The organism is Thauera sp. (assembly GCF_047601425.1).
Classification (GTDB): domain Bacteria; phylum Pseudomonadota; class Gammaproteobacteria; order Burkholderiales; family Rhodocyclaceae; genus Thauera.
Genome location: NZ_JASGJL010000001.1, coordinates 2,640,897 through 2,662,060, shown reverse-complemented (window position 1 = coordinate 2,662,060; position 21,164 = coordinate 2,640,897). Strand labels below are relative to the sequence as shown.

Here is a 21,164-nt window from a genome sequence, read left to right as displayed (position 1 = left end):
GCCGCCGCCGCATCCCGCGGGGGTGGTGGCCTCGTCACGAGGTGAAAAAATGAACGAAGAACGTCAACAACGTCCGTCGATCGGGCGGCTGTTGGGGCTGGTTTGCGTTGCCGGCGCTGCCGGACTGATCGCGGCGACGGACAGCGAGGCGGCCACCGGCCGCAGCTTCATCGCGCCGCATGAATATGCGCTGCCGTCCAACGTCCCCGATGGATTCGACGTGTTTCTCGTCTATGGCTACCTGGAACGGGGCGACCGGGCCTTCGACGCCAAGGGCGACAAGCGCCGTTCCGACCGCACGGAGACGATGGTCTCGCTGCTGAAGTATTCGCGCGGCTGGACCCTGGAAAGCGATCCGAACTTCGGCTACGCCTGGGAGCTGATCGTGCCGGTGATCGGCACGCGCAACCGCACGGCGAGGACTTCGTCGAGCGGGGTGGGCGACCCCATCGTCGCGCCCTACATCTGGTACAAGCTGTCGGACGAGGTCACGGTCGGCACCGACTTCCTGTTCCAGCTCCCGGTCGGCGACGGCGATGTCGGCGGCGGCGACAGCTGGAAGTTCACCAACTCCGTTTTCATCGATGTGCAGCTGGGCAAGTTCAACTACACCGGCGACGTGATCTGGAACTTCCCGGGGACGTCGAACAAGGCGGACGCCAAGGCGGGGAAGTCGTGGTCGACCGAGCACCTGTTCGGCTATCGTGTTTCGCTGCTCGTCGAACCGTACGTCGGCGTCGCCTACGAGTACCAGAAAGCGTCGGCGATCAACCCCGCCAACAGCGAGACCGACGTCCTTGGCGGCGTGATGTTCCATTTCAAGGAGTCGAGCGCCTCGATTCACTTGCTGCACACGGTGGATGGCAAGAACCGGCCGGCCGGGAATTCGCTCAATTTCCGCCTGGTCTGGTCACTCTGAGAGCAAGTCGTCAGAAGTGGAAACAAGGAAATATTCGAAGGAGACAAAAGCATGAAAAACGATCTGAATCCCGGCGCGGCCGCGCAGGGCGCAGAAGTTCGGTGCTACGCGATGCTGCTCGATGGCGAACTGGTCGACGGTGCGTCGTCGATCCCGGTGGTCGATCCCGCGACCGAGGAGATCATCGCCCATGCCCCGGCGGCCGACGCAAGCCAGCTCGAACAGGCGGTCGCTTCCGCCAGGAAAGCGTTCGATGGCTGGAAGAACGTGGCGCACGCCGAACGCGTCGCGCTGATCCATCGCATCGCCGATGCGATCGAGGCGCGCCGCGAGGAGATCGCCAGGGTCATCACGCTGGAAGTCGGCAAGCCGATCGCGGCCGCCCGCGCTGACGTGGATCTCTCGCTGATGTGGGCGCGCCAGGTCGCTGGCGTGGAATTGAAGCCGGACGTGCTGCAGGACGACGAGCAGGCCTACGTCGAGGTCCAGTACAAGCCGATCGGCGTCGTCGCGGCGATCATTCCGTGGAACTTCCCGTTCTTCCAGACGGTGTACAAGCTGGTGCCGGCCTTGCTGACCGGCAACACCGTCGTCATCAAGCCGGCGCCGACCAGCCCGTTGAACGCGATGCTGCTGGGCGAGATCCTGCACGGCATCCTGCCGCCGGGCGTGGTCAATATCGTCGGCGACGACGGCAGCCTCGGCCCGCGCCTTTCCAGCCACCCCGACATCGGCAAGGTGTCGTTCACCGGGTCAACGGCAGCGGGGCGGCAGGTGATGGCCAGCGGCGCGCCGACGCTGAAGCGTATCGTGCTCGAGCTGGGCGGCAACGATGCCGCGATCGTGCTCGACGATGCCGACGTCGAATCGGCAGCCAGGGGCATCTTCACCTGGGCCTTCATGAACTCGGGGCAGGTCTGCATCAACATCAAGCGCATCTACGTGCCGGATGCGCTGTACGACCGCTTCTGCGATGAGTTCGCGAAACTGGCCAGGTCCGCGGTCGTGGGGCACGGGCTCGACGAGAAGACCGAGTACGGCCCGATCCAGAACCAGCGCCAGTACGAAGCGGTGCTGCGTTCGCTCGACGTCGCCAGGCGCGACGGGACGGTGATCGCGGGCGGAGAACCGACGGAAGGCAAGGGCTGGTTCGTGCCGCCGACGGTGGTGCGCGACATCGACGAAGCCAGTCCGCTGGTCCGCGAAGAGACCTTCGGCCCGATCCGCTCGATCCTGAGGTATTCGTCGATCGACGATGCGGTCCGCCGTGCCAACGACACGCAGTACGGGCTGGGCGGCTCGGTGTGGGGCAAGGACATCGCGCGCGCGACCCGGATCGCTGCGCAGCTGGAAAGCGGCACGACGTGGGTAAACACCCATTTCGCGCTGGCGCCGGACATTCCCTTCGGCGGGCGCAAGCAGTCGGGCCTGGGAGTCGAGTTCGGCCTCGACGGCATCCACGAGTTCACCGACCGCCACGTCATCCACGTTGCGCGGGGGTGATGGCCGGGCAGGTGGCACGGACCGCATCCGTGCCACCCGCCCGCTTCACAGGCAGGCCTGCATGCTCTCGATGAACAGCGGATCCTGCAGATAGCCGACGTTCAGCCGGGTCCAGGGCGATTTCGAGCGCGGGTTCAGCATGAAGATCGAACCGGGCGCGAGAACGACGCCCTTGGGCAGCAGGCGCAGCGTCAGCGCGTTCATGTCGTCGATGCCCGGGAAGCGCGCCCACAGGTAGAGCGTCTGTTCGGGCTCGCAGAACAGTTCGGCGCCGAGATCCTTCAGTATCCGGATGCCGGCCTGGGTGGCGCTGCGGGCATGTTCCTGGAGGCGCACCACGTGGCGCAGGAAATGCCCCTCGCTCAGCATCACGTCGAGGATCCGCTCGCTGTACTCGCAGCCGCTGACGTGCAGCAGCATCTTGATGTCGGCCAGTTCCTCGATCCGGTTGACATCGCCGGCGATGAAGCCGGCACGCAATGATGCGGAAAGCGATTTGGAGAAACTCCCGACGTAGAGCGTATTCCTGAGATCATCCACCGCCGATATTTTCGGCGCGGAATTGACCTTGATGTCGGCGACGGCATCGTCTTCGACCACCAGCAGGTTGTACATGGAGGCGAGCTTCGCGATTCGCCGCGCCTTTTCCTCGCTGATGTCGGAGCCGGTCGGGTTCTGCCCCGACGACTGGACGAAGAAAAGGCGTGCGCGCTCGGTGCGCAGCTTGTGCTCGAGTATTTCGACGTCCGGGCCGTCGGGAAGGCGTGGAATGGCGATCATTCGCGCGCCCTGCAACTGGAGCTTGCCGAATAGCGGGTAATAGCCGGGTTCTTCGACGAAAACCGGATCGCCGGCCGATACGTAGCGGCGAATGATCAGGTCGAGCCCGTGGTTGCCGCCGTGCGTCGTCATGATCTGGCGCTCGGACGCACCGATCGAATGGGCGGCCAGCTTGCGGTTGATGTGGGAACGCAGGCTCGGGTTGCCGTAGCGGCTGCCGTAGCGGAACAGCCCGGCAATGCCGTTGCGCGTGATCTGCCGGTGGAATTTGTCGATGCGCATTTCCGACAGCCAATGCGGCGGCGGCAAGGCGATGCTGAGGTTCGATTCGCCCGGGGCCTGCAGCAGTTGCTGGCGCATCAGCCAGATGGTGTCGATGGCGCGCTGATATGCCTGCGGCGGTGCGCTCTCGTCTCCGTCGGAGGGTTGCCTGGGGCTGTCGGTCACGAAGAAACCCTTGCCCCGATGGGCCTGGACCAATTGCCATTGCGTCAGCAGCTCGAAGGCAGCGATGACGGTATTCAGCGAATGTGAGTAGAGTCGCGCGTAGATTCGCAGCGACGGCAGCTTGTCGCCTTTCTTCAGCGAACCGGACTCTATCTGCTTCGAAATGTCCTGGGCGATCTTTTCCGCGGCATTCTTTTGTTTCATGGCGTCATCGGCTCGGGAAATCGTGAGTAACTGTTTGCCGCGACTGTATCTTCCTTGGCCACGGCCTTCTTGCTAGCGTGATTCATTGCTTGGCGGGGCGGAATATTCATACTCCGGGAATTGTTCCGGCGTCTTTTTACCCATTCCTGCTGAACCCTTGGCTTATCTTACTGCGTGGAGATGAAATGGAGAAACGAGCGGGCAGCGAGGCGGATTATTTCATCGAAGGGCGCGCGATATCCGATTTGGAGATTCCCGCCCGCTACAACATTGGATTCGACGTATGCACGAAATGGGCGGCTGGCCCGGATCGCCTGGCGCTCATCCACGACGATGGAAAATCCGTCGAGCGCTATTCGTTCCAGGACATCGAAGCCCTGTCGAATCAGACGGTGAACCTGCTGCGCGATGCCGGTGTCGCCCCCGGGACCCGGGTCGCCTTGATGATTCCGCAGCGCCCCGAGACGGCGTATTGCCACGTCGCCATCTACAAATCGGCGGCGATTGCGGTTCCGCTGTTTCCGCTGTTTGGCGAAGAAGCAATCGAGCATCGCCTGTCCGACAGCGAAGCCGAAGTCTTCATCGGCGACCGCCAGTCGATCGGCAAGCTGGAGCGGATCCGTGCGAGATTGCCGCATCTCAAGCGGGTGCTGTGTGTCGACGGGCCCGCCGATGGCGCCGAGGACTTCCACGCGCTTCGACGCAGTGCCGCGACGCATGCGCTGATCGCCGACACGGCCGCGGATGACCCTGTGTTGATCATCTACACCTCCGGCACGACCGGAAAGTCGAAGGGCGCGCTGCATGCGCAGCGTGTGCTGCTGGGCCATCTCCCCGGTGTCGAGATGTCGCACGATGGCCTCGGCCAGCCCGATGACCTGATGTGGACGCCGGCCGACTGGTCGTGGATCGGCGGGCTGCTGGATGTGCTGATGCCCGCCTGGCACCACGGCATTCCCGTCGTCGCGCGCCGTTTCGAGAAATTCGAGGCCGTCGAGGCGATGGCATTGATGGCCCGGCACCGCGTCCGCAACGTGATGCTGCCGCCGACCGCATTGAAGCTCCTGCGCGCCGGCACGCGCAGGGACCACGACTACGGCCTGGCGCTACGCTCGGTTGCAAGCGGCGGAGAGAGCCTCGGCGCCGAACTGCTCGACTGGGGGCGGGCCGTCCTCGGCGTGGAGATCAACGAGTTCTACGGGCAGACCGAATGCAACGTGGTGGTGTCGTCGAGCAGCCGCTCGTTTCCCGCCAGACCCGGCTGGATGGGCAAGGCCGTGCCGGGACACGACGTGCGCATCGTCGACGCGAACGGGGTGGTGAAGCCGGCGGGGCAAGTCGGGCTGATCGGTGTCCGCCAGCCGGATCCGGTATCGTTCATCGGCTACTGGAACAACCCGGCGGCGACACGCGAGAAATTTGCCGGCGACTTCCTGCTCACGGGCGACCAGGGCGAGATGGACGCCGACGGCTTCATCCGCTTCATCGGACGCGACGACGACATCATCACCAGCGCCGGCTATCGGATCGGGCCGGGACCGATCGAGGACTGCCTGCTCGGACATCCCGCGGTGCGGCAGGCCGCGGTGGTCGGCGTCCCCGATCCCGAGCGGACCGAACTGGTGAAGGCCTTCGTCGTCCTCAACGATGGATTCGCCGGCGGAGACGAGCTGACGCGGCAGCTGAAGGAGCACGTGCGCTCGCGGCTCGCCGGGCATGAGTACCCGCGGCTGATCGAGTACATCGACGAGCTGCCGAGCACGACCACGGGCAAGGTGCTGCGCCGCGAGCTGCGCCTGCGTCCGCATTGAGCTGGTGTGGGGAGGGGAACGGTGCGATGGGGCCATGACTAGGTTTGGTCCTTGCGCTGCGATTGCAGCCATCGACGGCCGGCGGAGGTCAGGCGGTATTTCTGCAGGCGGCTGCGGGGTTTGTCGGGGATGATCATCTCCACCATGCCAAGTTCCAGCGCAGGCCTCAGGTAAGCATCGCGGAAATGATCCTCGTGCTTGAGGCCCAGGGCGTTCTGAAGCTCAGTCCGTTTCATTTCATCCCGCAACGCCTTCAGCAATCTGCCGACTTCCCCGGTGACTGGTGGGGCGACTTGGTAGGCGATACGAGCCGTCGCGCTCGCCCACTCTGCTTCCGGCCGGCGCACCACCGCGCTGAACTGGTTGCCCCGCACGTCATCGACCAGGTCGATGCGCGGCCATTCCTCCAGCGCACGCGGAATGCCGCTGCCCAGGCCGCGATAGGGCAGCACCCGGAAAGCGTGTTCCGTCAACGTCGGATTGCGTCGGTTGGTTTTGCCCTGGCGCACATCCTCCACGCTCAGGCTGTCGGGCAGATGGCCGGGGCTGATGATCTCCACCCGGTCAGCTCTCGCCCATCGCCCAGCCCGATGTTCTGCAACACCTGATCCAGCGTCGCGCCGGTATTTTCGATACTGTGTCCGTAACGGCGCTCGAAATAGGTACTGAAGGCCTTCTCGTCCAGATCGGCCACCGACGTACCCGCTACCGGCATCAGGTCGGCCCGCACCAGCCCGAACGCTGGAACATGCGCTGCATCTCCTCGCGCGAGGTCACATGGCGCTTGTCCGCACCCTGCTTGACCCACAACCGCCCCAGCGCATCCAGATAGGGCTTGGACAAGCCATCGGGCACGCTGACCACCATCACGATGCCATTGGCCGTCGCCACGTTCTCGGTCAGCGGATGCACCGGCGGGCGTACATGCTGGGATGCCGCATTGCCCAGCAACTGGTTCAGGCGCCGCACGGCAGAGGCATCCAGCCCGGCCACCGAACCATCGTCATTCACGCCGATGAACAGGGTGCCGCCGCCGCTGTTGGAAAACGCCGCCAGTTCTGCCCAACGCATCGGCATTGGTGGCGTCACGCTTGAACTGGCGGCGGCTGTCTTCGCCTTGAGCCAGTTGGTGGAGGAGGTCGGCTTCGGTCATGATGAGTTCTCTTCGCCATCCTCTCTAACAACTGCGAGCAAGGAGAGCCAGAGCATTTGTGCAAGCAACGCCTGCACAAATGGCACGTCTGGCCAAGCTTCGCCGAAAGCGTCCGTATAGTTCAGCTCGCTGAGCGCCTGCTATGCATGGGCGATCCCTTCCATGCCGGCTCTTACCTTTGCGCACGCTGTTTGCTTTGCTGTTTCATTGTGGGGGCATGAGCGTCGCCTGGCTGCGCCGAGTGTAGAAAAAACCGTCAGAGCTTGAACAGAAATAAATGCTGGAGTGCCCAATCTTTTGGCCAGTCTCCGAAGTAATTCCCTCCGTTTTCAAGGCGGTTTCTGGGGGCGTTCCACCGCCAAACGAGGTAGTCATGAGTTTGGAATGGGGTAGTTCCAAGGAAACTACCTCATTGGTGCTTCCCGCTATGCTGCTCAGTCTGCCGAGTGCTACCCGGCAGTCACTGGGGCAGGAGAAAGTTGACGTTGATCACACGTTGAACAGGAAATTCAGCACATCCCCATCCTTCACCACATATTCCTTCCCTTCCGCGCGCATCTTGCCGGCTTCCTTGGCGCCGGCTTCACCCTTGTACTGGATGAAGTCGTCGAAGGCGATGGTCTGGGCGCGGATGAAGCCGCGTTCGAAGTCGGTGTGGATGACGCCGGCGGCCTGGGGGGCGGTGTCGCCGGCGTGGATGGTCCAGGCGCGCACTTCCTTGACGCCGGCGGTGAAATAGGTCTGCAGGCCGAGCAGCTTGTAGCCGGCGCGGATCAGGCGGTCGAGGCCGGGTTCTTCGAGGCCCATGGTCTCGAGGAATTCCTTCTTGTCGGCGTCTTCGAGGTCGGCGATCTCGGCTTCGATGGCGGCGCACAGGGCGACGACTTCGGCACCTTCGGCGGCGGCGTGGGTACGCACGGCGTCCAGGTGCGGGTTGTTCTCGAAACCGTCCTCGGCGACGTTGGCGGCGTACAGCACCGGCTTGGCGGTGATCAGGCAGAAGGGCTTGAGGCTGGCCCATTCTTCCTTGGCGAGGTCGAGTGCGCGCACCGCCTTGCCGGCGTCGAGTTGGGCGAAGCACTTTTCGAGTACCGCGACCAGGACCTTGGCTTCCTTGTCGCCTGAGGCGGCCGGGCGCTTGTAGCGGGCGATGGCCTTTTCGACGGTGGCGAGGTCGGCGAGCGCGAGTTCGGTGTCGATGACTTCGATGTCGCGGATCGGATCGACGCTGCCGGAGACGTGGATGACGTTGTCGTCGGCGAAGCAGCGCACGACGTGCACAATGGCGTCGGTTTCGCGGATGTTGGCGAGGAACTGGTTGCCCAGGCCTTCACCCTTGGAGGCGCCCGCGACTAGGCCGGCGATGTTGACGAACTCGACGATGGCGGGCTGGATCTTCTGCGGCTTGACGATTTCGGAGAGCAGGTCGAGGCGCGGGTCGGGCACTTCGACGATGCCGACGTTGGGCTCGATGGTGCAGAAGGGGTAGTTCTCGGCCTGGATGCCGGCCTTGGTCAGGGCGTTGAAGAGGGTCGACTTGCCGACGTTGGGCAGTCCGACGATTCCGCATTTCAGGCTCATGTGAATCCTTGTCGTTCCGGGGCGGGGTGCCGCGAAGGCGGGCTATTGCCTTGATCCGGTGTGGAAAACCGCGAATTGTACCGCGATGGGGAGCAGCTCCAAAACTGGCCGGTGCCTACCAAACGGCCGGGCAGCGCCTACAATGTCCGGCTTGCATTGCCACACACAAGACGAATCGAGGAGGAGAGGAGATATGGCGAGCAATTGGATCGAGGCGATCGATGCGCGCAGTGCGGGCGCGCTGGCGTCGGGGGCCTTGCAGCCGGTGCAGGCGGAGCAGACCGAGATGGAAGACGGCGGCATGCGCTTCATCGTGCGCTGGGTGTCGTCGCTGGCGGTGAAGGATGCGGCCAAGACTGCGCAGGTGGCGATCCCGGGCGGGCCGCGCGACCCGAACTTCAATCCCTTCCTGAATCCCGATCCGGAACTGACCGTCGGCCCGCTGGGCGACGCACACACGGTGATCCTGAACAAGTTCCCGCTCAGCGAGCGCCACCTGGTGCTGGCGCGGCGCGAATTCGAGGAACAGCTGCTGCCGCTGGCACGCAGCGACTTCGCCGCACTGGCGGAGATCATGGCCGAGGCCGGCGGCATCGGCCTGTACAACGGCGGCACGGCCGCGGGTGCGAGCCAGCGGCACAAGCACGTGCAGTGGATTCCGTTGACCGCGGGCAATGCCAGCCTGCGCATCTTCACGCCCGGCCTGCCGGCGGGCCTGCCCGAGCAGGGCGTGGCCCAGCATCCGGCGCTGCCGATGAAGCATTGCTTCGTGCGCGTGTGCTGCGGCGAGGGCGTGCCGGTGGCGACGGCGGCGGACAGTCTGTATGCCGCGTATCGACTGGCTTGCGAAACGCTGGATCTGCAGCCGGGTGAGGATGGCCTGCTGTCGCCCTACAACCTGCTGGCGAGCGATGGCTGGCTGCTGGTGCTGCCGCGTAGCGCGGAGCACTTCGAGGGCATTTCGATGAGTGCGGTGTGCTTCGGCGGCACCTTGTATACCCGCCAGCCGGAGCAGATCGAGTCGATCCGCCGTGTGGGGCCGCTGAAGGCGCTGGCGGCGGTCGGCTACTGAGCGCTTCCTGCCGCGTGATCCTGCTCAGGCGCCGGTGTCGTCCGGTGCCTGGGGAGGCGCTGCCGGCTTGGGAGCCTTCGGAGGCTTGGGCGGTTTCGGCGGCGCCGGGCGGGCGTTCAGCCGGGTGGCGGCGGTGTTGAGTTCGCCCTTGGCGAGCAGCGGCCAGGCGGCGAGGGCCTTGTCGATGGATTCGTCGATCAGTTGCTGTTCTTCGCGGCGTGCCGGCTTGAGGACGAAGTTGATCACCTCGTTACGGTCGCCGGGATGGCCGATGCCGATGCGCAGGCGCCAGTAGTCGTTGGTGCCGAGATGGGCGGAGGTGTCCTTGAGGCCGTTGTGGCCGCCGAGGCCGCCGCCGAACTTGAGGCGCAGCTGGCCGGGGGGGATGTCCAGCTCGTCGTGGACGACGAGGATTTCCGCGGGTTCGATACGGTAGAAACGCGCGAGGGCGCCGATGGCCTGGCCCGAGCGGTTCATGAAGGTCTGCGGCATCAGCAGCCAGATGCCGGCTTCGCGCGCGTTGGCGACCAGGCCGTGGAAGCGGGATTCATGCGAGAAGCGCACGCCGAGCTTGTGCGCGAGCTGCTCACAAAACCAAAACCCGGCATTGTGCCGGGTTTCAGTGTATTCACTCCCCGGATTGCCGAGACCGACGATGAGGCGCACGGGGCGCGAAGGCGCGGCGCTCATCGATCTGGGGTCTCCGGCTTTCCTTGGGATTCAGCGACTCAGGCAGCTTCGCCGTCGCCTTCGGCGTCAGCTGCGCCGCGGACCTTCAGCGAGCTGGCGACCACCGGGTCGGAGTCGCCGTGCTGGACCAGTTCGACACCGGCCGGCAGCTTGATCTGCGAGACGTGCACCGACTGGCCGGCTTCCAGCGCCGACAGGTTGACTTCGACGAACTCGGGCAGATCCTTCGGCAGGCACTGGACGTCGAGTTCGTTGAGGACGTGCGAGACGATGCAGCCGCCCAGCTTGACCGCGGGGCAGGCGTCGTCGCCGACGAAGTGCAGCGGCACCTTCAGGTGCATCTTCTGGTCGGCAGCGACGCGCTGGAAGTCGATGTGCAGGACTTGCGGCTTGAAGGCGTGCCACTGGGTGTCACGCAGCACGACGGTTTCCTTCTTGCCGTTGACGTCGATGCTCAGCACGGACGAGTGGAAGGCTTCCTTGCGCAGCATGTGGTACAGCTCGTTGTGGTCGAGCGTGATCGGCAGCGCTTCGCTGGTGCCGTAGATGATGCCCGGCAGCTGGCCGGCGCGACGCAGGCGGCGGCTCGCACCCGTACCTTGAGCGTCACGCTTGGTGGCCTTGAATTGGATCTGCATGTGTTGCTCCTGAAGTTGATGTCCTCGCCCGCGACCAGGCGAAAACGCAAAAAGCCCGTCCCTTCAGCGGAAGGCGCGGGCGAAAAAAATCATTCCATGAACAGCGACGAGACGGATTCTTCGTTGCTGATGCGCAGGATGGTGTCGGCCAGCAGCGAGGCGACCGAGACCTGGCGGATGCGCGGGCTGGCCTTGGCGTCGTCGCTCAGCGGAATGGTGTCGGTGACGACCAGTTCGTCGAGTTCGGATTCGTTGATGCGCGACACCGCGGCGCCCGACAGCACGGCGTGCGTGCAGTAGGACAGCACGCGCTTGGCGCCGTGCTCCTTGAGCGCGGTGGCAGCCTTGCACAGCGTGCCGGCGGTATCGACGATGTCGTCCATGATCACGCAGGTGCGGCCCTCGACCTCGCCGATGATGTTCATGACTTCGGAAACGTTGGCCTTCGGCCGGCGCTTGTCGATGATCGCCAGGTCGCATTCCATGCGCTTGGCGAAGGCGCGGGCACGGACCACGCCGCCGACGTCGGGCGACACCACCAGCAGGTCGTCGTACTTCTGCTTGTCGAGGTCGTTCAGCAGCACCGGGGCGGCATAGACGTTGTCGACCGGGATGTCGAAGAAGCCCTGGATCTGGTCGGCGTGCAGGTCCATCGTCAGCAGGCGCTGGACGCCGGCAGCCTGCAGCATGTTGGCGACGACCTTGGCCGTGATCGGCACGCGTGCCGAGCGCGGGCGGCGGTCCTGGCGGGCGTAGCCGAAGTAGGGGATGGCGGCGGTGATGCGTCCAGCCGAGGCGCGCTTGAGCGCATCGACCAGCACCAGCAGTTCCATCAGGTTTTCGTTGGTGGGCGAACAGGTCGGCTGCAGCACGAAGACGTCCTTGCCGCGGACGTTTTCGAGCAGCTCGATGTTGACTTCGCCGTCGGAGAAGCGGCCGACGGTGGCCGAGCCGAGGGAGATGCCCAGGCGCCGCGTGACGTCCGCGCCGAGCTTGGGGTTGGCGTTGCCGGTGAAGACCATCAGGCTGCCGTGGGGCATGATCGCTGCTCCGATGCCGTTTTAATTGTCGACCCGTAAAAACGACTCGGGCAGGCTCCCGGATAAAACCTGGGCCTGCCCGTCGTTGTATGGCTGGGGAGGAAGGATTCGAACCCTCGAATGCCGGAATCAAAATCCGGTGCCTTAACCGACTTGGCGACTCCCCAATGAAACCTTTTTTCGTCAGCTCGTGAAATCGACTGTGACGAAGCGGCCGCTATTCTAGCCATTCGTACAGCGGATGGCGAGAGGCCGTTCGCACTTTCCAGGCTGTCCATTGCTGCGGACAGCTTGCGGCGATGCGCTCCGCGTCCCGGGCCGAAGGAACTTCGGCGAAGACACAGGCGCCAGAGCCTGTCATCCGGGCTGGTGCATGTTGCATCAGCCAGTCGATCGCACGCTGCACTTCCGGGTAACGGCTGCAGGCTACGGCTTGCAGATCGTTTCGCGTGGTGCTTGCTGCGAAGTCCGCCATTTTGATGAGAGGCGTGTTTCTCGTCAAGTCCCCTGCCGAAAAAATTTCACCAGTGGGTACCGACACTTGCGGCGACACGATCACGTACCAGGCGGGCGCCAGCTCCAGCGGCTGCAGGGCTTCGCCCACGCCTTCGGCGAAGGCGTCGCGGCCGAAGATGAACACAGGCACGTCGGCGCCGAGCCGAAGGCCCAGCGCCTGCAATTCACTGCGGCCGAGGCCGGTGCCCCAGAGGCGGTTGAGCGCGATCAGCGTCGTCGCCGCATCCGAGCTGCCGCCGCCGATGCCGCCGCCCATCGGCAATACCTTGTGCAGCGCGATGTCGGCGCCGAGGCGGCAGCCGGAATGCGCCTGCAGCAGGCGTGCCGCACGCACGACCAGATCCTGCTCGGGCGGCACGCCGGCGACCTCGGTCGTGCGCTGGATGCCGCCGTCCTCGCGCAGGGCGAAATCGAGCGTGTCGCCCCAGTCGAGCAGCCGGAAGGCGGTCTGCAGCAGGTGGTAGCCATCGGCGCGGCGGCCGGTGACGTGCAGGAACAGGTTCAGCTTGGCCGGCGCAGGGCAGCCCGGCAGGCGTCGCGGGTCGGAAGTGTCCGGCAGGGTCAGGGTAGGGCGGTCCATGAGTCGATGACGAGGCGGATGCGGGCGTCGCCGCGGGAGATGTCGATGCGGGCAGGGAGAGCGTCGCCGGCAGGGCCGTCGTATTCGAGATACTCGATGCGCCAGCCCTGGTCGATGACGATGGCCGGCCGGCCGGCAGTGTCGAGGCTGCGGACTTCGGCATCGGCGTCGGGCGCCGCCTGCACCCAGCGGCTCAGGCGGCCGACCGGCACTTCGGTGCCGAGCACGCGCGGCAGCAGGGCTTCCGTGCTGTGCGCATGCAATGACTGGCCGTCGGCGGTACGCAGGCGGGCGCCGCCGGCATCGGCGTCGAGGGCGGCGGCGATCTGCCCCAGCGGGGTCAGCAGGGTGAAGCTGTCGGTGCCGTGCCCGTGCCGCCACTCGATGCGGCCGCTGGCCGCCTGGTTGCCGTCGCTGGCGGAGATGCGGCCCTGCAGCTCGAAGGCAGGCGAAAAGCTGCGTGCGGCGACGCCGGTGGCCGGACCGACCGTGAGCGGGGCGCAGGCGGGAAGGGCCAGCGCGGCTGCGGCGATGACCATCGCCGGCAGGAGGCGGCGTGTTCTCATTGGCCGCGCAGGCGGCGGACGGTGTCGGCCAGCAGGCTGTTGTCGGGGTGGGCCTGGCGTGCTTCGTCGAAGATGCGGTTGGCGTCCTCGCGGCGGTTCATCGCCCACAGCACTTCGCCGAGATGGGCGGCGATCTCGGCGTCCTGCCGGATCGAGTAGGCGTGCTCCAGGTGCTCCAGCGCCCCGGCTGCGTCGCCGCGGCGGAAGCGCACCCAGCCCAGGCTGTCGAGAATGAAGGCGTCGTCGGGCAACAGTTCGTGCGCGCGGGCGATCAGTTCCTCGGCTTCGTCCAGGCGCAGGCCGCGGTCGGCAAGCGAATAGCCCAGCGCGTTGTGGGCGTGGGCGTGGTCTGGTTCGAGTTCGATCACGCGCCGCAGGCGGGTTTCCATGAGGTCGACCCGGTTCAGGCGCTCGGCCATCATCGCCGATTCGTACAACAGGTTGACGTCGTCCGGCGTGGCGGCCAGGGCTCGGTCCAGGACGGCCAGAGCTTCCGCGGTGCGCCCGGCCTCGTGCAGCAACTGGGTCTCGGCCAGCATGTAGCGGCGCGTGTCTTCGTCGCTGCCGTGCTGCGCCTTCAGCAGTGCGCGAGCTTCGTCGATGCTGCCTTCGCGCGCCAGGCTCTGCGCGCTGCGGATCATCGCCTCGGCGCGGTGGCGTTCGTCGGTGACCTCGCCGAACCACTTGCGCGCCGGCACGCCTTCGCCGCGCTGCTCCGCGATCTGGCCGAGCTGCAAGCGGATCAGGTCCGGCTGAGGATGGCCGGCTGCGAGCGCTTCCTGGTAGCGGGCCTCGGCTTCGGCGGGTTCGTTGAGCTGCACCGACAGCAGGCCGACGGCGTAGAGCAGTTCGGCATCGCCGGGGCTGGCGGCCAGCAGGCTGCGGAATTCCTCGCGCGCCTCCGCGAAGCGCTGCGCGCTGACCAGCGCGCGGGCGTAGGTCAGGCGCAGCGAGGCGCTGCCGGGGTTGCGTGCGAGTTCGGCTTCCAGCTGGCGCACCGCCTCCGCGGTGGCGCCGGTGTGCTGCAGGATCTGGGCCTTCAGCTGGATGGCGGGTTCCCAGCCCGGCTTCAACTGCAGCGCATTGTTGACGGCACCCAGCGCCTGCATCGGCTCTTCGGCGATCATCGCCGCCTGGGCGCGGGCGATGTGGGCTTCGGGCAGGTCGAGATAGGGGTCGGTCAGGCGCCGTACGATGCCTTGCGCCGCTTCCTTGTCGGGAACGGCTGCGAGCGCCTGGTTCAGGCCCAGCAGATTCTGCGGGAGCCGGGCGTTGGATTGGGCCAGGGTGCGGGCCAGCTGGATCTGGATCTGTTCGAGGTTGACCGCGGGGCCGCCGCCCATCCGGCCGCTGACGCCCGCGAACACACGGCGCGCTTCTTCGGAACTGGGCGCGGTTTCGGTCCATAGCCGGGCGGCTTCGCCAGCGAGCTGGGGGTTGCGCGAATACATCGCGATTTCGGTGGCGCGGCGGGCGATGCGCGGATCGCGCGTGGCCCGGGCCAGGTTGACGTAAAGCTGGGCAGACAGGCCGATCTGGCCGCGTGCGCCGGCGATTTCGGCGAGCAGGAACTGGTAGATCGTGCGCGGCGTCAGTTCCTGGGCTGGCAGCGCCCCGCCTGCCTCGCTCTTGTCCGCCGCGCCGGCGAGGCAGGCGGTGGTGCCCAGGCCGATTGCCAGGCACAGGATGCGGAGAGTGCGGGAGGAACGAGTGTTCATATCGGAGGTCCGGCAGGCTGCGGCGGTTTGCGCAGTGAAGATGGTGCCACGGAAGGCGGGGGTGCAGATGGTGCCGCGAAGGTATCGGCAGGGTTTGGAGTGCTGCTCTAGAATTCGGTTTGTATCAAGCATGGTATGCAGATCGGCGCCCGGCCCGCAAGACGAGCCGTGCGGGCGCCGTGAGGTTTGCCCAAGCTCGTGCCCGACCCCGTGATCCGATCCCGATAGCGACGATGCCTGAACTGCCCGAAGTCGAAACCACCTGCCGCGGCATCCGCCCCCATGTCGAAGGCCGCGAGCTGAGCGGGCTGCAGGTGCGCAATCCGCGGCTGCGGCTGCCGGTGCCTCCCGAGCTCGCCGAGCGTGTCGTGGGCCGGACGCTGCGGGGCGTGTCGCGGCGGGCAAAGTACCTGTTGCTGGATTTCGGTTCCGGTACGGTGATCGTGCATCTGGGCATGTCGGGCAGCCTGCGGCTGGTCGGCGCCGGCGAAGAGCCTGGCAAGCACGATCATGTCGACTTCGTTTTCGGTGAACAGGCGCTGCGGCTGCGCGATCCGCGCCGCTTCGGCATGGTGGTATGGCAGGATGGGGCGGGCGATCAGCATCCGCTGCTGGCGCATCTGGGGCCGGAGCCCCTGGGCGAGGCGTTCGATGCGGCTTGGCTGTTCCGCGTCACGCGCGGCCTGCGGGCGCCGATCAAGCATGTGCTGATGGACAATCGCAAGCTGGTCGGCGTCGGCAACATCTACGCTTCGGAAAGCCTGTTCCGTGCCCGCATCCATCCGCTGGAGCCGGCCGGCATGCTGGGCCTGCGGCGCTGTGCGCGGCTGGTGCAGACGGTGCGCGAGACGCTGACCGACGCCATTGCCGCCGGCGGCAGCACCCTGCGCGACTTCGTCGGCGGCGATGGCCGCCCTGGCTATTTCCAGCAGCAGTATTTCGTTTATGGGCGTGCCGGCGAAGCCTGCCGCCAGTGCGGCGGCACGGTGTTCGGCATCGTCAGCGGCCAGCGGGCGACCTACTTCTGCCCCGGTTGCCAGCGCCGCCGCTGAATCAAGCCGGGCGAACGTCCGTTCCGGCGTAGATTGCGCGTTCGTCGGCCCCAGCCGGCCGCTGGGCCGCAGTGCGCATTTCTGCATGGCCGTGCCGTGTGTTCGCCGTTATGCTGCTGATATTTCGCTTCATGCCCTGAGTTTGTTGTGAGCGCTCCGATGACCGAATTGATCGACCAGTTTTCAGCCTATGCCAACTGGCGCACTGCCGCCGCTGATTCCGTCGCGCGCCTGCGCGCCTGGCTGGCGCGCAACGAAGTCGGCGATGTCCAGAGCGATCTGCGCCTGCAGTACCTGCTGGAGCGCCTGCGCGACGACAAGCTCACGGTGGCTTTCGTCGCCGAGTTCTCGCGCGGCAAGTCGGAGCTGATCAACGCGATCTTCTTCGCCGACTACGGCGACCGCATCCTGCCTTCCAGCGCCGGGCGCACGACGATGTGCCCGACCGAGCTGCAGTGGCGCAAGGGCGCACAGCCGGAGCTGCGCCTGCTGCCGATCCGCACGCGGGCCCGCCAGACGCCGGTCAGCGAACTGAAGCGCTATGCCGAAGAATGGCAGACGGTATCGCTGCAGAGCCTGGATGCCGGCAGCCTGCAGGCTGCGCTCGCCCGCGTCGGCGAAACCGAACGCGTGACGCAGGACGAGGCCAGGCGCCTCGGCTTTGCCATCGATGCCGACGGTGACGATGGGCTGAAGCCGGGCGCGGACGGCCTGATCGAGATTCCGAGCTGGCGCCATGCGGTGATCCAGTTTCCGCATCCGCTGCTCGAGCAGGGACTGGTGGTGCTCGACACGCCGGGCCTGAACGCAATCGGTGCCGAACCCGAACTGACCCTGTCGATGCTGCCGAGCGCGCATGCGGTGCTGTTCATCCTCGCTGCCGATACTGGCGTCACCCAGAGCGACCTGACCGTGTGGCGCAGTTATGTGCAGGGCGGCAGCCAGCGCGGCCGGCTGGTGGTGCTGAACAAGATCGACGGCTTGTGGGATGGCTTGCGCGACGAGGCGCGGATCGATGCCGAGATCACCCGCCAGGTGGCCTCGGTGGCGGAGACGCTGGAGGTCGGCGCCGACGCGGTGTTCCCGGTGTCGGCGCAGAAGGGGCTGGTGGCGCGCATCACCGGCGATGCGCCGCTGCTCGAGCGCAGCCGCATGCCGGCGCTGGAGCGGGCGCTGACCAGCGACCTGCTGCCGGCCAAGCAGGACATCGTGCGCGAAGACACGCTGGCCGAAACCGGTGAAGTGATGGCGCAGACGCGCACGCTGCTCGAAGCCCGCCTGGCCGGCCTGCGCGAGCAGTTGCAGGAGCTGACCGACCTGCGCGGCAAGAACCAGAGCGTCATCGAATACATGATGCGCAAGATCCGCACCGAGAAGGACGACTTCGAGCAGGGGCTGCAGAAGTACTACGCCGTGCGTTCGGTGTTCTCCGATCTCACCAACAGCCTGCTTGCCACCATCGGCATGGACGCGCTGCGCGACGAGACCCGCCGCACCCGCGAAGCAATGCTGGAGTCGACCTTCACCAAGGGCCTGCGCGACGCGATGGAGGGTTTCTTCCGCCATCTGCGCGCGAACCTGGAGCGGTCGACGGGAGAGGTCGGTGAAATCTCCAGGATGCTAGACGCCATGTACAAGCGCTTCAGCGTCGAGCATGGGCTCAAGCTGACGCAGCCCGAAGCCTTCTCCACGCTGCGCTACGAGAAGGAGATCGACCGCCTGGAGGCGGCTTTCAACCGCCAGCTCAACACCACGCTGACGCTGGTGACGACCGAGAAGCATGCGCTGACGCAGAAGTTCTTCGAGACCGTCGCGGTGCAGGCCCGGCGCACCTTCGAGGTCGCCAACCGCGACGTCGAACAGTGGCTGCGCGCGGTGATGTCGCCGCTCGAGACGCAGGTGCGCGAATACCAGATCCAGCTCAAGCGCCGGCTCGAAAGCGTCAAGCGCATCCATCAGGCGACGGATACGCTCGAAGACCGGGTCGAGGAGTTGAAGCAGGGCGAGGACAACGTGCTGGCGATGCTGGCGCAGCTCGATGCCTTGCTGCAGGAGATCGCGGAGACCCTCGGGCCGCTGGCGCGGAGCGAGGCGGGCGAGCGCGGGACGGAGGTGCGCGCGGCGGCCTGATCGCCGCTGCGGTTCCGCAATATACGAGGCCGCCCGCTGCATTATGCAGCGGGCGGCCTCGTATATTGGGCGGCAGGGCGGTCAGCCTTCTGCGGTCAGCTTCTCGTACTTCTCCATCAACTGTTCCTTCGTTTCCGGGCGGTCCGGATCGAGCGGGATACAGTCGACCGGACAAACCTGCTGGCACTGCGGTTCGTCGAAGTGGCCGACGCATTCGGTGCATTTGTTCGGGTCGATGACGTAGATTTCGTCACCCTGGGAGATGGCGCCGTTGGGGCACTCCGGTTCGCAGACGTCGCAGTTGATGCATTCGTCGGTAATCTTCAGAGCCATGGTGTTCGCTTCCTTGCTATTGCCTTGATTTCAGTTTTTCCTGCAGCCGTGCCAGTACCGAAGGCTGCACGAACTTGCTTACATCGCCGCCCAGACGGGCAATTTCCCGGACCATCGTCGCCGAGATGAACATGTACTCCTCCGCCGGCGTCAGGAATACCGTTTCGACGTCCGGATGGAGCTTGCGGTTCATCCCGGCCATCTGGAACTCGTATTCGAAGTCCGACACCGCGCGCAGGCCGCGCAGGATCACGCGGGCATTCTGCTGCCCGAGGAAATCCATCAGCAGGCAGTCGAAGCCGACGACCGAGACGTTGGGATAGTCGGCAACCGCTTCGCGGGCGATGTCCACCCGTTCGTCGAGGCCGAAGATCGGCCCCTTGCTGTTGCTGCGCGCGACCGCGACGATGACGCGGTCGAACAGCACCGAGGCCCGGCGGACGAGATCGGCATGCCCCCGGGTGAACGGGTCGAAGGTCCCCGGATAGACCGCCACCGCTTCCTTCATTCCTGACTCCTGCGCATCAGATGGAAATTGACTGTTCCGGCGCGGCCCTGCTTCACGGCCTGCCAGTTGCCCAAGCTGCTTAGCGCGGCTTCGGACTCGACGTAGATCCATCCGTCGGGTTTCAGCAGCGAGTCCAGCCAGGGCTGTATCCGCTCGATCCAGCCCTGGCTGTAGGGGGGGTCGAGAAACACGCCGTCGAACTTCCTCTGCGCGTTTTGGGCGAATCTTACCGCATCGCCGCACACGATCTCTACTTGCGACGCTTGTAAGGTCTTTGCCGCGTTGTGCAGCGCGGCGACTGCGCGCGGATTGCGTTCGACCAGCACGACGGATCCGGCGCCGCGCGAGGCGGCCTCGAAGCCGAGAATGCCGCTGCCGGCGAAGAGGTCGAGGCAGTGCTCGCCGTCCAGTGTCTGGCCCAGCCAGTTGAACAGGGTCTCGCGCACACGGTCGGGCGTCGGGCGCAGGCCTTGGGCGTCGGTGACCTCGAGCAGGCGCGAGCGCCACTGGCCGCCGACGATGCGCACACGGCTCATTTGCCGGCTTCTGCCGTGGCGGGCGCGGCTCCGGCCTTGTCGCCGTCGCCGCCGGCGATCACGGTGACGAGCCGGTCGGCGTGGATGCGGCGGGCGAAAGCGTCGCGGATCTGTTCGGCGCTGACCGCGGCGACCTGTTGCGGATAGGTGTCGAGCCAGTCCAGCGGCAGCCGGTAGAAGCCGATCATCGCCACGTAGCCGAGGATCTTGGCGTTCGAATCCAGGCGCAGGCCGAAACCGTTGATCATGTTGTCCTTGGCGGCCTGCAGCTCTTCTGCGCTCGGTCCTTCGGCGATGAAGCCGGCCAGGGTTTCGCGCACCACTGCCAGCGCTTCGTCGGCCTGGCTGCCGCGCGTCTGCAGGCTGATCTGGAAGGGGCCGGCAACCTGCTGCGGCGCGAAGTAGCTATGCACGCTGTAGGCAAAGCCGCGCTTTTCGCGCACTTCCTTGGTCAGGCGCGATACGAAGCCGCCGCCGCCGAGCACGTAGTTGCCCACCAGCAGCGGGAAGTAGTCGGCGTCCTCGCGTGCCAGGGCGGCCTGGCCTACGGCGATGTGGGCCTGGGCCGAGGGGTTGGGAATGCGCAGCACGGTTGCCTGCGTCGGTGCAGGGGCGGGCAGCGGGGCGGCGGCTTCGACCGGCGGCAACTGTTCGGTCAGCCGGATGGCGATGCGCTCGGCGGTGGCGCGGTCAACGTCGCCGACGATGGCGATCGAGGCGCGCTGGGCACCGAAGTGGCGGCGGTGGAAGTCGACCACGTCGTCGCGGGTGATCGACTCGAGCGATTCCGCCGTGACGCTGCCGCCGTAGGGGTGGCCGGCGTACAGCGCTTCGTTGAAGCGGCGGGCGGCCAGCATGGCGGGCTTGGTCAGCGCTTCGCGCAGGCCGGCGAGGGCGCGCTTGCGCTCGCGCTCGAGGATGTCTTCCGGGAACGTGGGCTGGGCGAGCAGGCTGGCGCCGAGTTCGATTGCGGCGTTGCGCTCGGCTTCGGACGAAAGGCTGCGGATCGACAGGCTGGTACGGTCGCTTTCGGTGCTGCCGCCGATCTGCGCACCGATGTCGGCGATGCGGTCGGCGATCTGCTGTTCGTCGAGCGAGGCGGAGCCGGCTTCGAGCAGGCCCTGCGTCAGGCTGGCGAGGCCGGCCTTGCCGGCAGGGTCGAAGGCCGAGCCGGCGGCGAAATCGATCTGGATGTCAACCAGCGGCAGGGCGCGGCTTTCGACGTAGAGTACGCGGGCGCCGGTCGGCGCGGTCCATTGCTCGATCTTCGGCCCGGCCAGGGCGGGGCCGGCGGCGAGCTGGGCGAGCAGCGCGAGGCTGGCGACGAGAGGGGTGAACAGGCGGGAAGTCTTGGTCATGTCGGGGATTCCGTCGGTTGGCGGAAGCG

21 protein-coding genes and 1 tRNA gene are annotated in these 21,164 nt (G+C 66.1%); 6 read left to right on the top strand and 16 right to left on the bottom strand.

The features are described from left to right. Positions 1-49 precede the first annotated feature (49 nt). Entirely contained in the window at positions 50-919 is an 870-nt protein-coding gene (locus QM748_RS12950) for a transporter (RefSeq protein ID WP_415247346.1), read from the top strand. Positions 920-970: 51 nt separating this feature from the next. Continuing rightward, positions 971-2,422: an aldehyde dehydrogenase family protein gene (locus QM748_RS12945; protein ID WP_415247345.1), complete on the top strand. Its 1,452-nt coding sequence runs from the start codon at positions 971-973 to the stop codon at positions 2,420-2,422. Between the two features lie 45 nt (positions 2,423-2,467). Here QM748_RS12945 and QM748_RS12940 read toward each other — a convergent pair whose 3' ends face one another. After that, a complete protein-coding gene (locus QM748_RS12940; RefSeq protein ID WP_415247344.1) occupies positions 2,468-3,853 on the bottom strand; it encodes a PLP-dependent aminotransferase family protein in 1,386 nt (461 codons plus the stop codon). An 89-nt stretch (positions 3,854-3,942) separates the two neighbouring features. On the opposite strand from QM748_RS12940, the gene QM748_RS12935 reads away from it, so the two are divergent. After that, positions 3,943-5,664 (top strand): AMP-binding protein, encoded by a 1,722-nt coding sequence (locus QM748_RS12935; protein WP_415247343.1) that lies wholly within the window; start codon positions 3,943-3,945, stop codon positions 5,662-5,664. Positions 5,665-5,702: 38 nt separating this feature from the next. On the opposite strand, the gene QM748_RS12930 is transcribed toward QM748_RS12935, so the two are convergent. From QM748_RS12930 to ychF, 4 genes are all read right to left on the bottom strand, one after another. Further along, a complete protein-coding gene (locus QM748_RS12930) occupies positions 5,703-6,224 on the bottom strand; it encodes a Fic family protein (RefSeq protein WP_415247342.1) in 522 nt (173 codons plus the stop codon). Next, positions 6,185-6,358, bottom strand: coding sequence for a hypothetical protein (locus QM748_RS12925; protein WP_415247341.1), 174 nt, complete (start codon positions 6,356-6,358; stop codon positions 6,185-6,187). The genes QM748_RS12930 and QM748_RS12925 overlap by 40 nt, the downstream gene beginning before the upstream one ends. Positions 6,359-6,378: 20 nt before the next feature. Further along, positions 6,379-6,735: a helix-turn-helix domain-containing protein gene (locus QM748_RS12920; RefSeq protein ID WP_415247340.1), complete on the bottom strand. Its 357-nt coding sequence runs from the start codon at positions 6,733-6,735 to the stop codon at positions 6,379-6,381. Between the two features lie 571 nt (positions 6,736-7,306). Then, complete coding sequence (gene ychF, locus QM748_RS12915) at positions 7,307-8,398, bottom strand: redox-regulated ATPase YchF (RefSeq protein WP_415247339.1); 1,092 nt, start codon at positions 8,396-8,398, stop codon at positions 7,307-7,309. A gap of 193 nt (positions 8,399-8,591) precedes the next feature. Between ychF and QM748_RS12910 the strand changes: the two genes are divergently transcribed. Next, positions 8,592-9,470 carry an ATP adenylyltransferase family protein gene (locus tag QM748_RS12910; RefSeq protein WP_415247338.1) on the top strand — a complete coding sequence of 293 codons (879 nt, stop codon included), beginning with the start codon at positions 8,592-8,594 and terminating at the stop codon, positions 9,468-9,470. Positions 9,471-9,494: 24 nt separating this feature from the next. Here the strand turns inward: QM748_RS12910 and pth are convergent, their stop codons facing one another. From pth to QM748_RS12875, 7 genes are all read right to left on the bottom strand, one after another. Beyond that, positions 9,495-10,160, bottom strand: coding sequence for an aminoacyl-tRNA hydrolase (pth, locus tag QM748_RS12905; protein WP_415247337.1), 666 nt, complete (start codon positions 10,158-10,160; stop codon positions 9,495-9,497). Positions 10,161-10,198: 38 nt separating this feature from the next. Beyond that, complete coding sequence (locus QM748_RS12900; RefSeq protein ID WP_415247336.1) at positions 10,199-10,798, bottom strand: 50S ribosomal protein L25/general stress protein Ctc; 600 nt, start codon at positions 10,796-10,798, stop codon at positions 10,199-10,201. An 89-nt stretch (positions 10,799-10,887) separates the two neighbouring features. Further along, on the bottom strand, positions 10,888-11,838 hold the full coding sequence (locus tag QM748_RS12895) for a ribose-phosphate pyrophosphokinase (RefSeq protein WP_415247335.1): 951 nt from the start codon (positions 11,836-11,838) through the stop codon (positions 10,888-10,890). A 90-nt stretch (positions 11,839-11,928) separates the two neighbouring features. Further along, positions 11,929-12,005 (bottom strand) — tRNA-Gln (locus QM748_RS12890). Positions 12,006-12,055: 50 nt separating this feature from the next. Continuing rightward, positions 12,056-12,934, bottom strand: coding sequence for a 4-(cytidine 5'-diphospho)-2-C-methyl-D-erythritol kinase (gene ispE / locus QM748_RS12885; protein WP_415247334.1), 879 nt, complete (start codon positions 12,932-12,934; stop codon positions 12,056-12,058). After that, a complete protein-coding gene (gene lolB, locus QM748_RS12880; RefSeq protein WP_415247333.1) occupies positions 12,916-13,500 on the bottom strand; it encodes a lipoprotein insertase outer membrane protein LolB in 585 nt (194 codons plus the stop codon). Before lolB ends, ispE begins: the two co-directional genes overlap by 19 nt. Further along, positions 13,497-15,218, bottom strand: a complete 1,722-nt coding sequence (locus tag QM748_RS12875; protein WP_415247332.1) for a tetratricopeptide repeat protein — start codon at positions 15,216-15,218, stop codon at positions 13,497-13,499. The genes lolB and QM748_RS12875 overlap by 4 nt, the downstream gene beginning before the upstream one ends. Positions 15,219-15,451: 233 nt before the next feature. Between QM748_RS12875 and mutM the strand changes: the two genes are divergently transcribed. Together mutM and QM748_RS12865 are read left to right on the top strand one after the other, a co-directional pair. Beyond that, positions 15,452-16,270 (top strand): bifunctional DNA-formamidopyrimidine glycosylase/DNA-(apurinic or apyrimidinic site) lyase, encoded by an 819-nt coding sequence (gene mutM, locus QM748_RS12870; protein ID WP_415247331.1) that lies wholly within the window; start codon positions 15,452-15,454, stop codon positions 16,268-16,270. A gap of 159 nt (positions 16,271-16,429) precedes the next feature. Then, complete coding sequence (locus QM748_RS12865; RefSeq protein WP_415247330.1) at positions 16,430-18,400, top strand: dynamin family protein; 1,971 nt, start codon at positions 16,430-16,432, stop codon at positions 18,398-18,400. An 81-nt stretch (positions 18,401-18,481) separates the two neighbouring features. On the opposite strand, the gene QM748_RS12860 is transcribed toward QM748_RS12865, so the two are convergent. Genes QM748_RS12860 through QM748_RS12845 form a run of 4 tightly spaced genes read right to left on the bottom strand, consistent with a single transcriptional unit; the run spans position 18,482 to position 21,135 of the window. Beyond that, entirely contained in the window at positions 18,482-18,733 is a 252-nt protein-coding gene (locus QM748_RS12860; RefSeq protein ID WP_415247329.1) for a YfhL family 4Fe-4S dicluster ferredoxin, read from the bottom strand. Between the two features lie 16 nt (positions 18,734-18,749). Further along, positions 18,750-19,241, bottom strand: a complete 492-nt coding sequence (gene coaD, locus QM748_RS12855; protein ID WP_415247328.1) for a pantetheine-phosphate adenylyltransferase — start codon at positions 19,239-19,241, stop codon at positions 18,750-18,752. Further along, positions 19,238-19,777 (bottom strand): 16S rRNA (guanine(966)-N(2))-methyltransferase RsmD, encoded by a 540-nt coding sequence (gene rsmD / locus QM748_RS12850; RefSeq protein WP_415247327.1) that lies wholly within the window; start codon positions 19,775-19,777, stop codon positions 19,238-19,240. The genes coaD and rsmD overlap by 4 nt, the downstream gene beginning before the upstream one ends. Beyond that, complete coding sequence (locus tag QM748_RS12845) at positions 19,774-21,135, bottom strand: M16 family metallopeptidase (protein ID WP_415247326.1); 1,362 nt, start codon at positions 21,133-21,135, stop codon at positions 19,774-19,776. The genes rsmD and QM748_RS12845 overlap by 4 nt, the downstream gene beginning before the upstream one ends. Positions 21,136-21,164 lie beyond the last annotated feature (29 nt).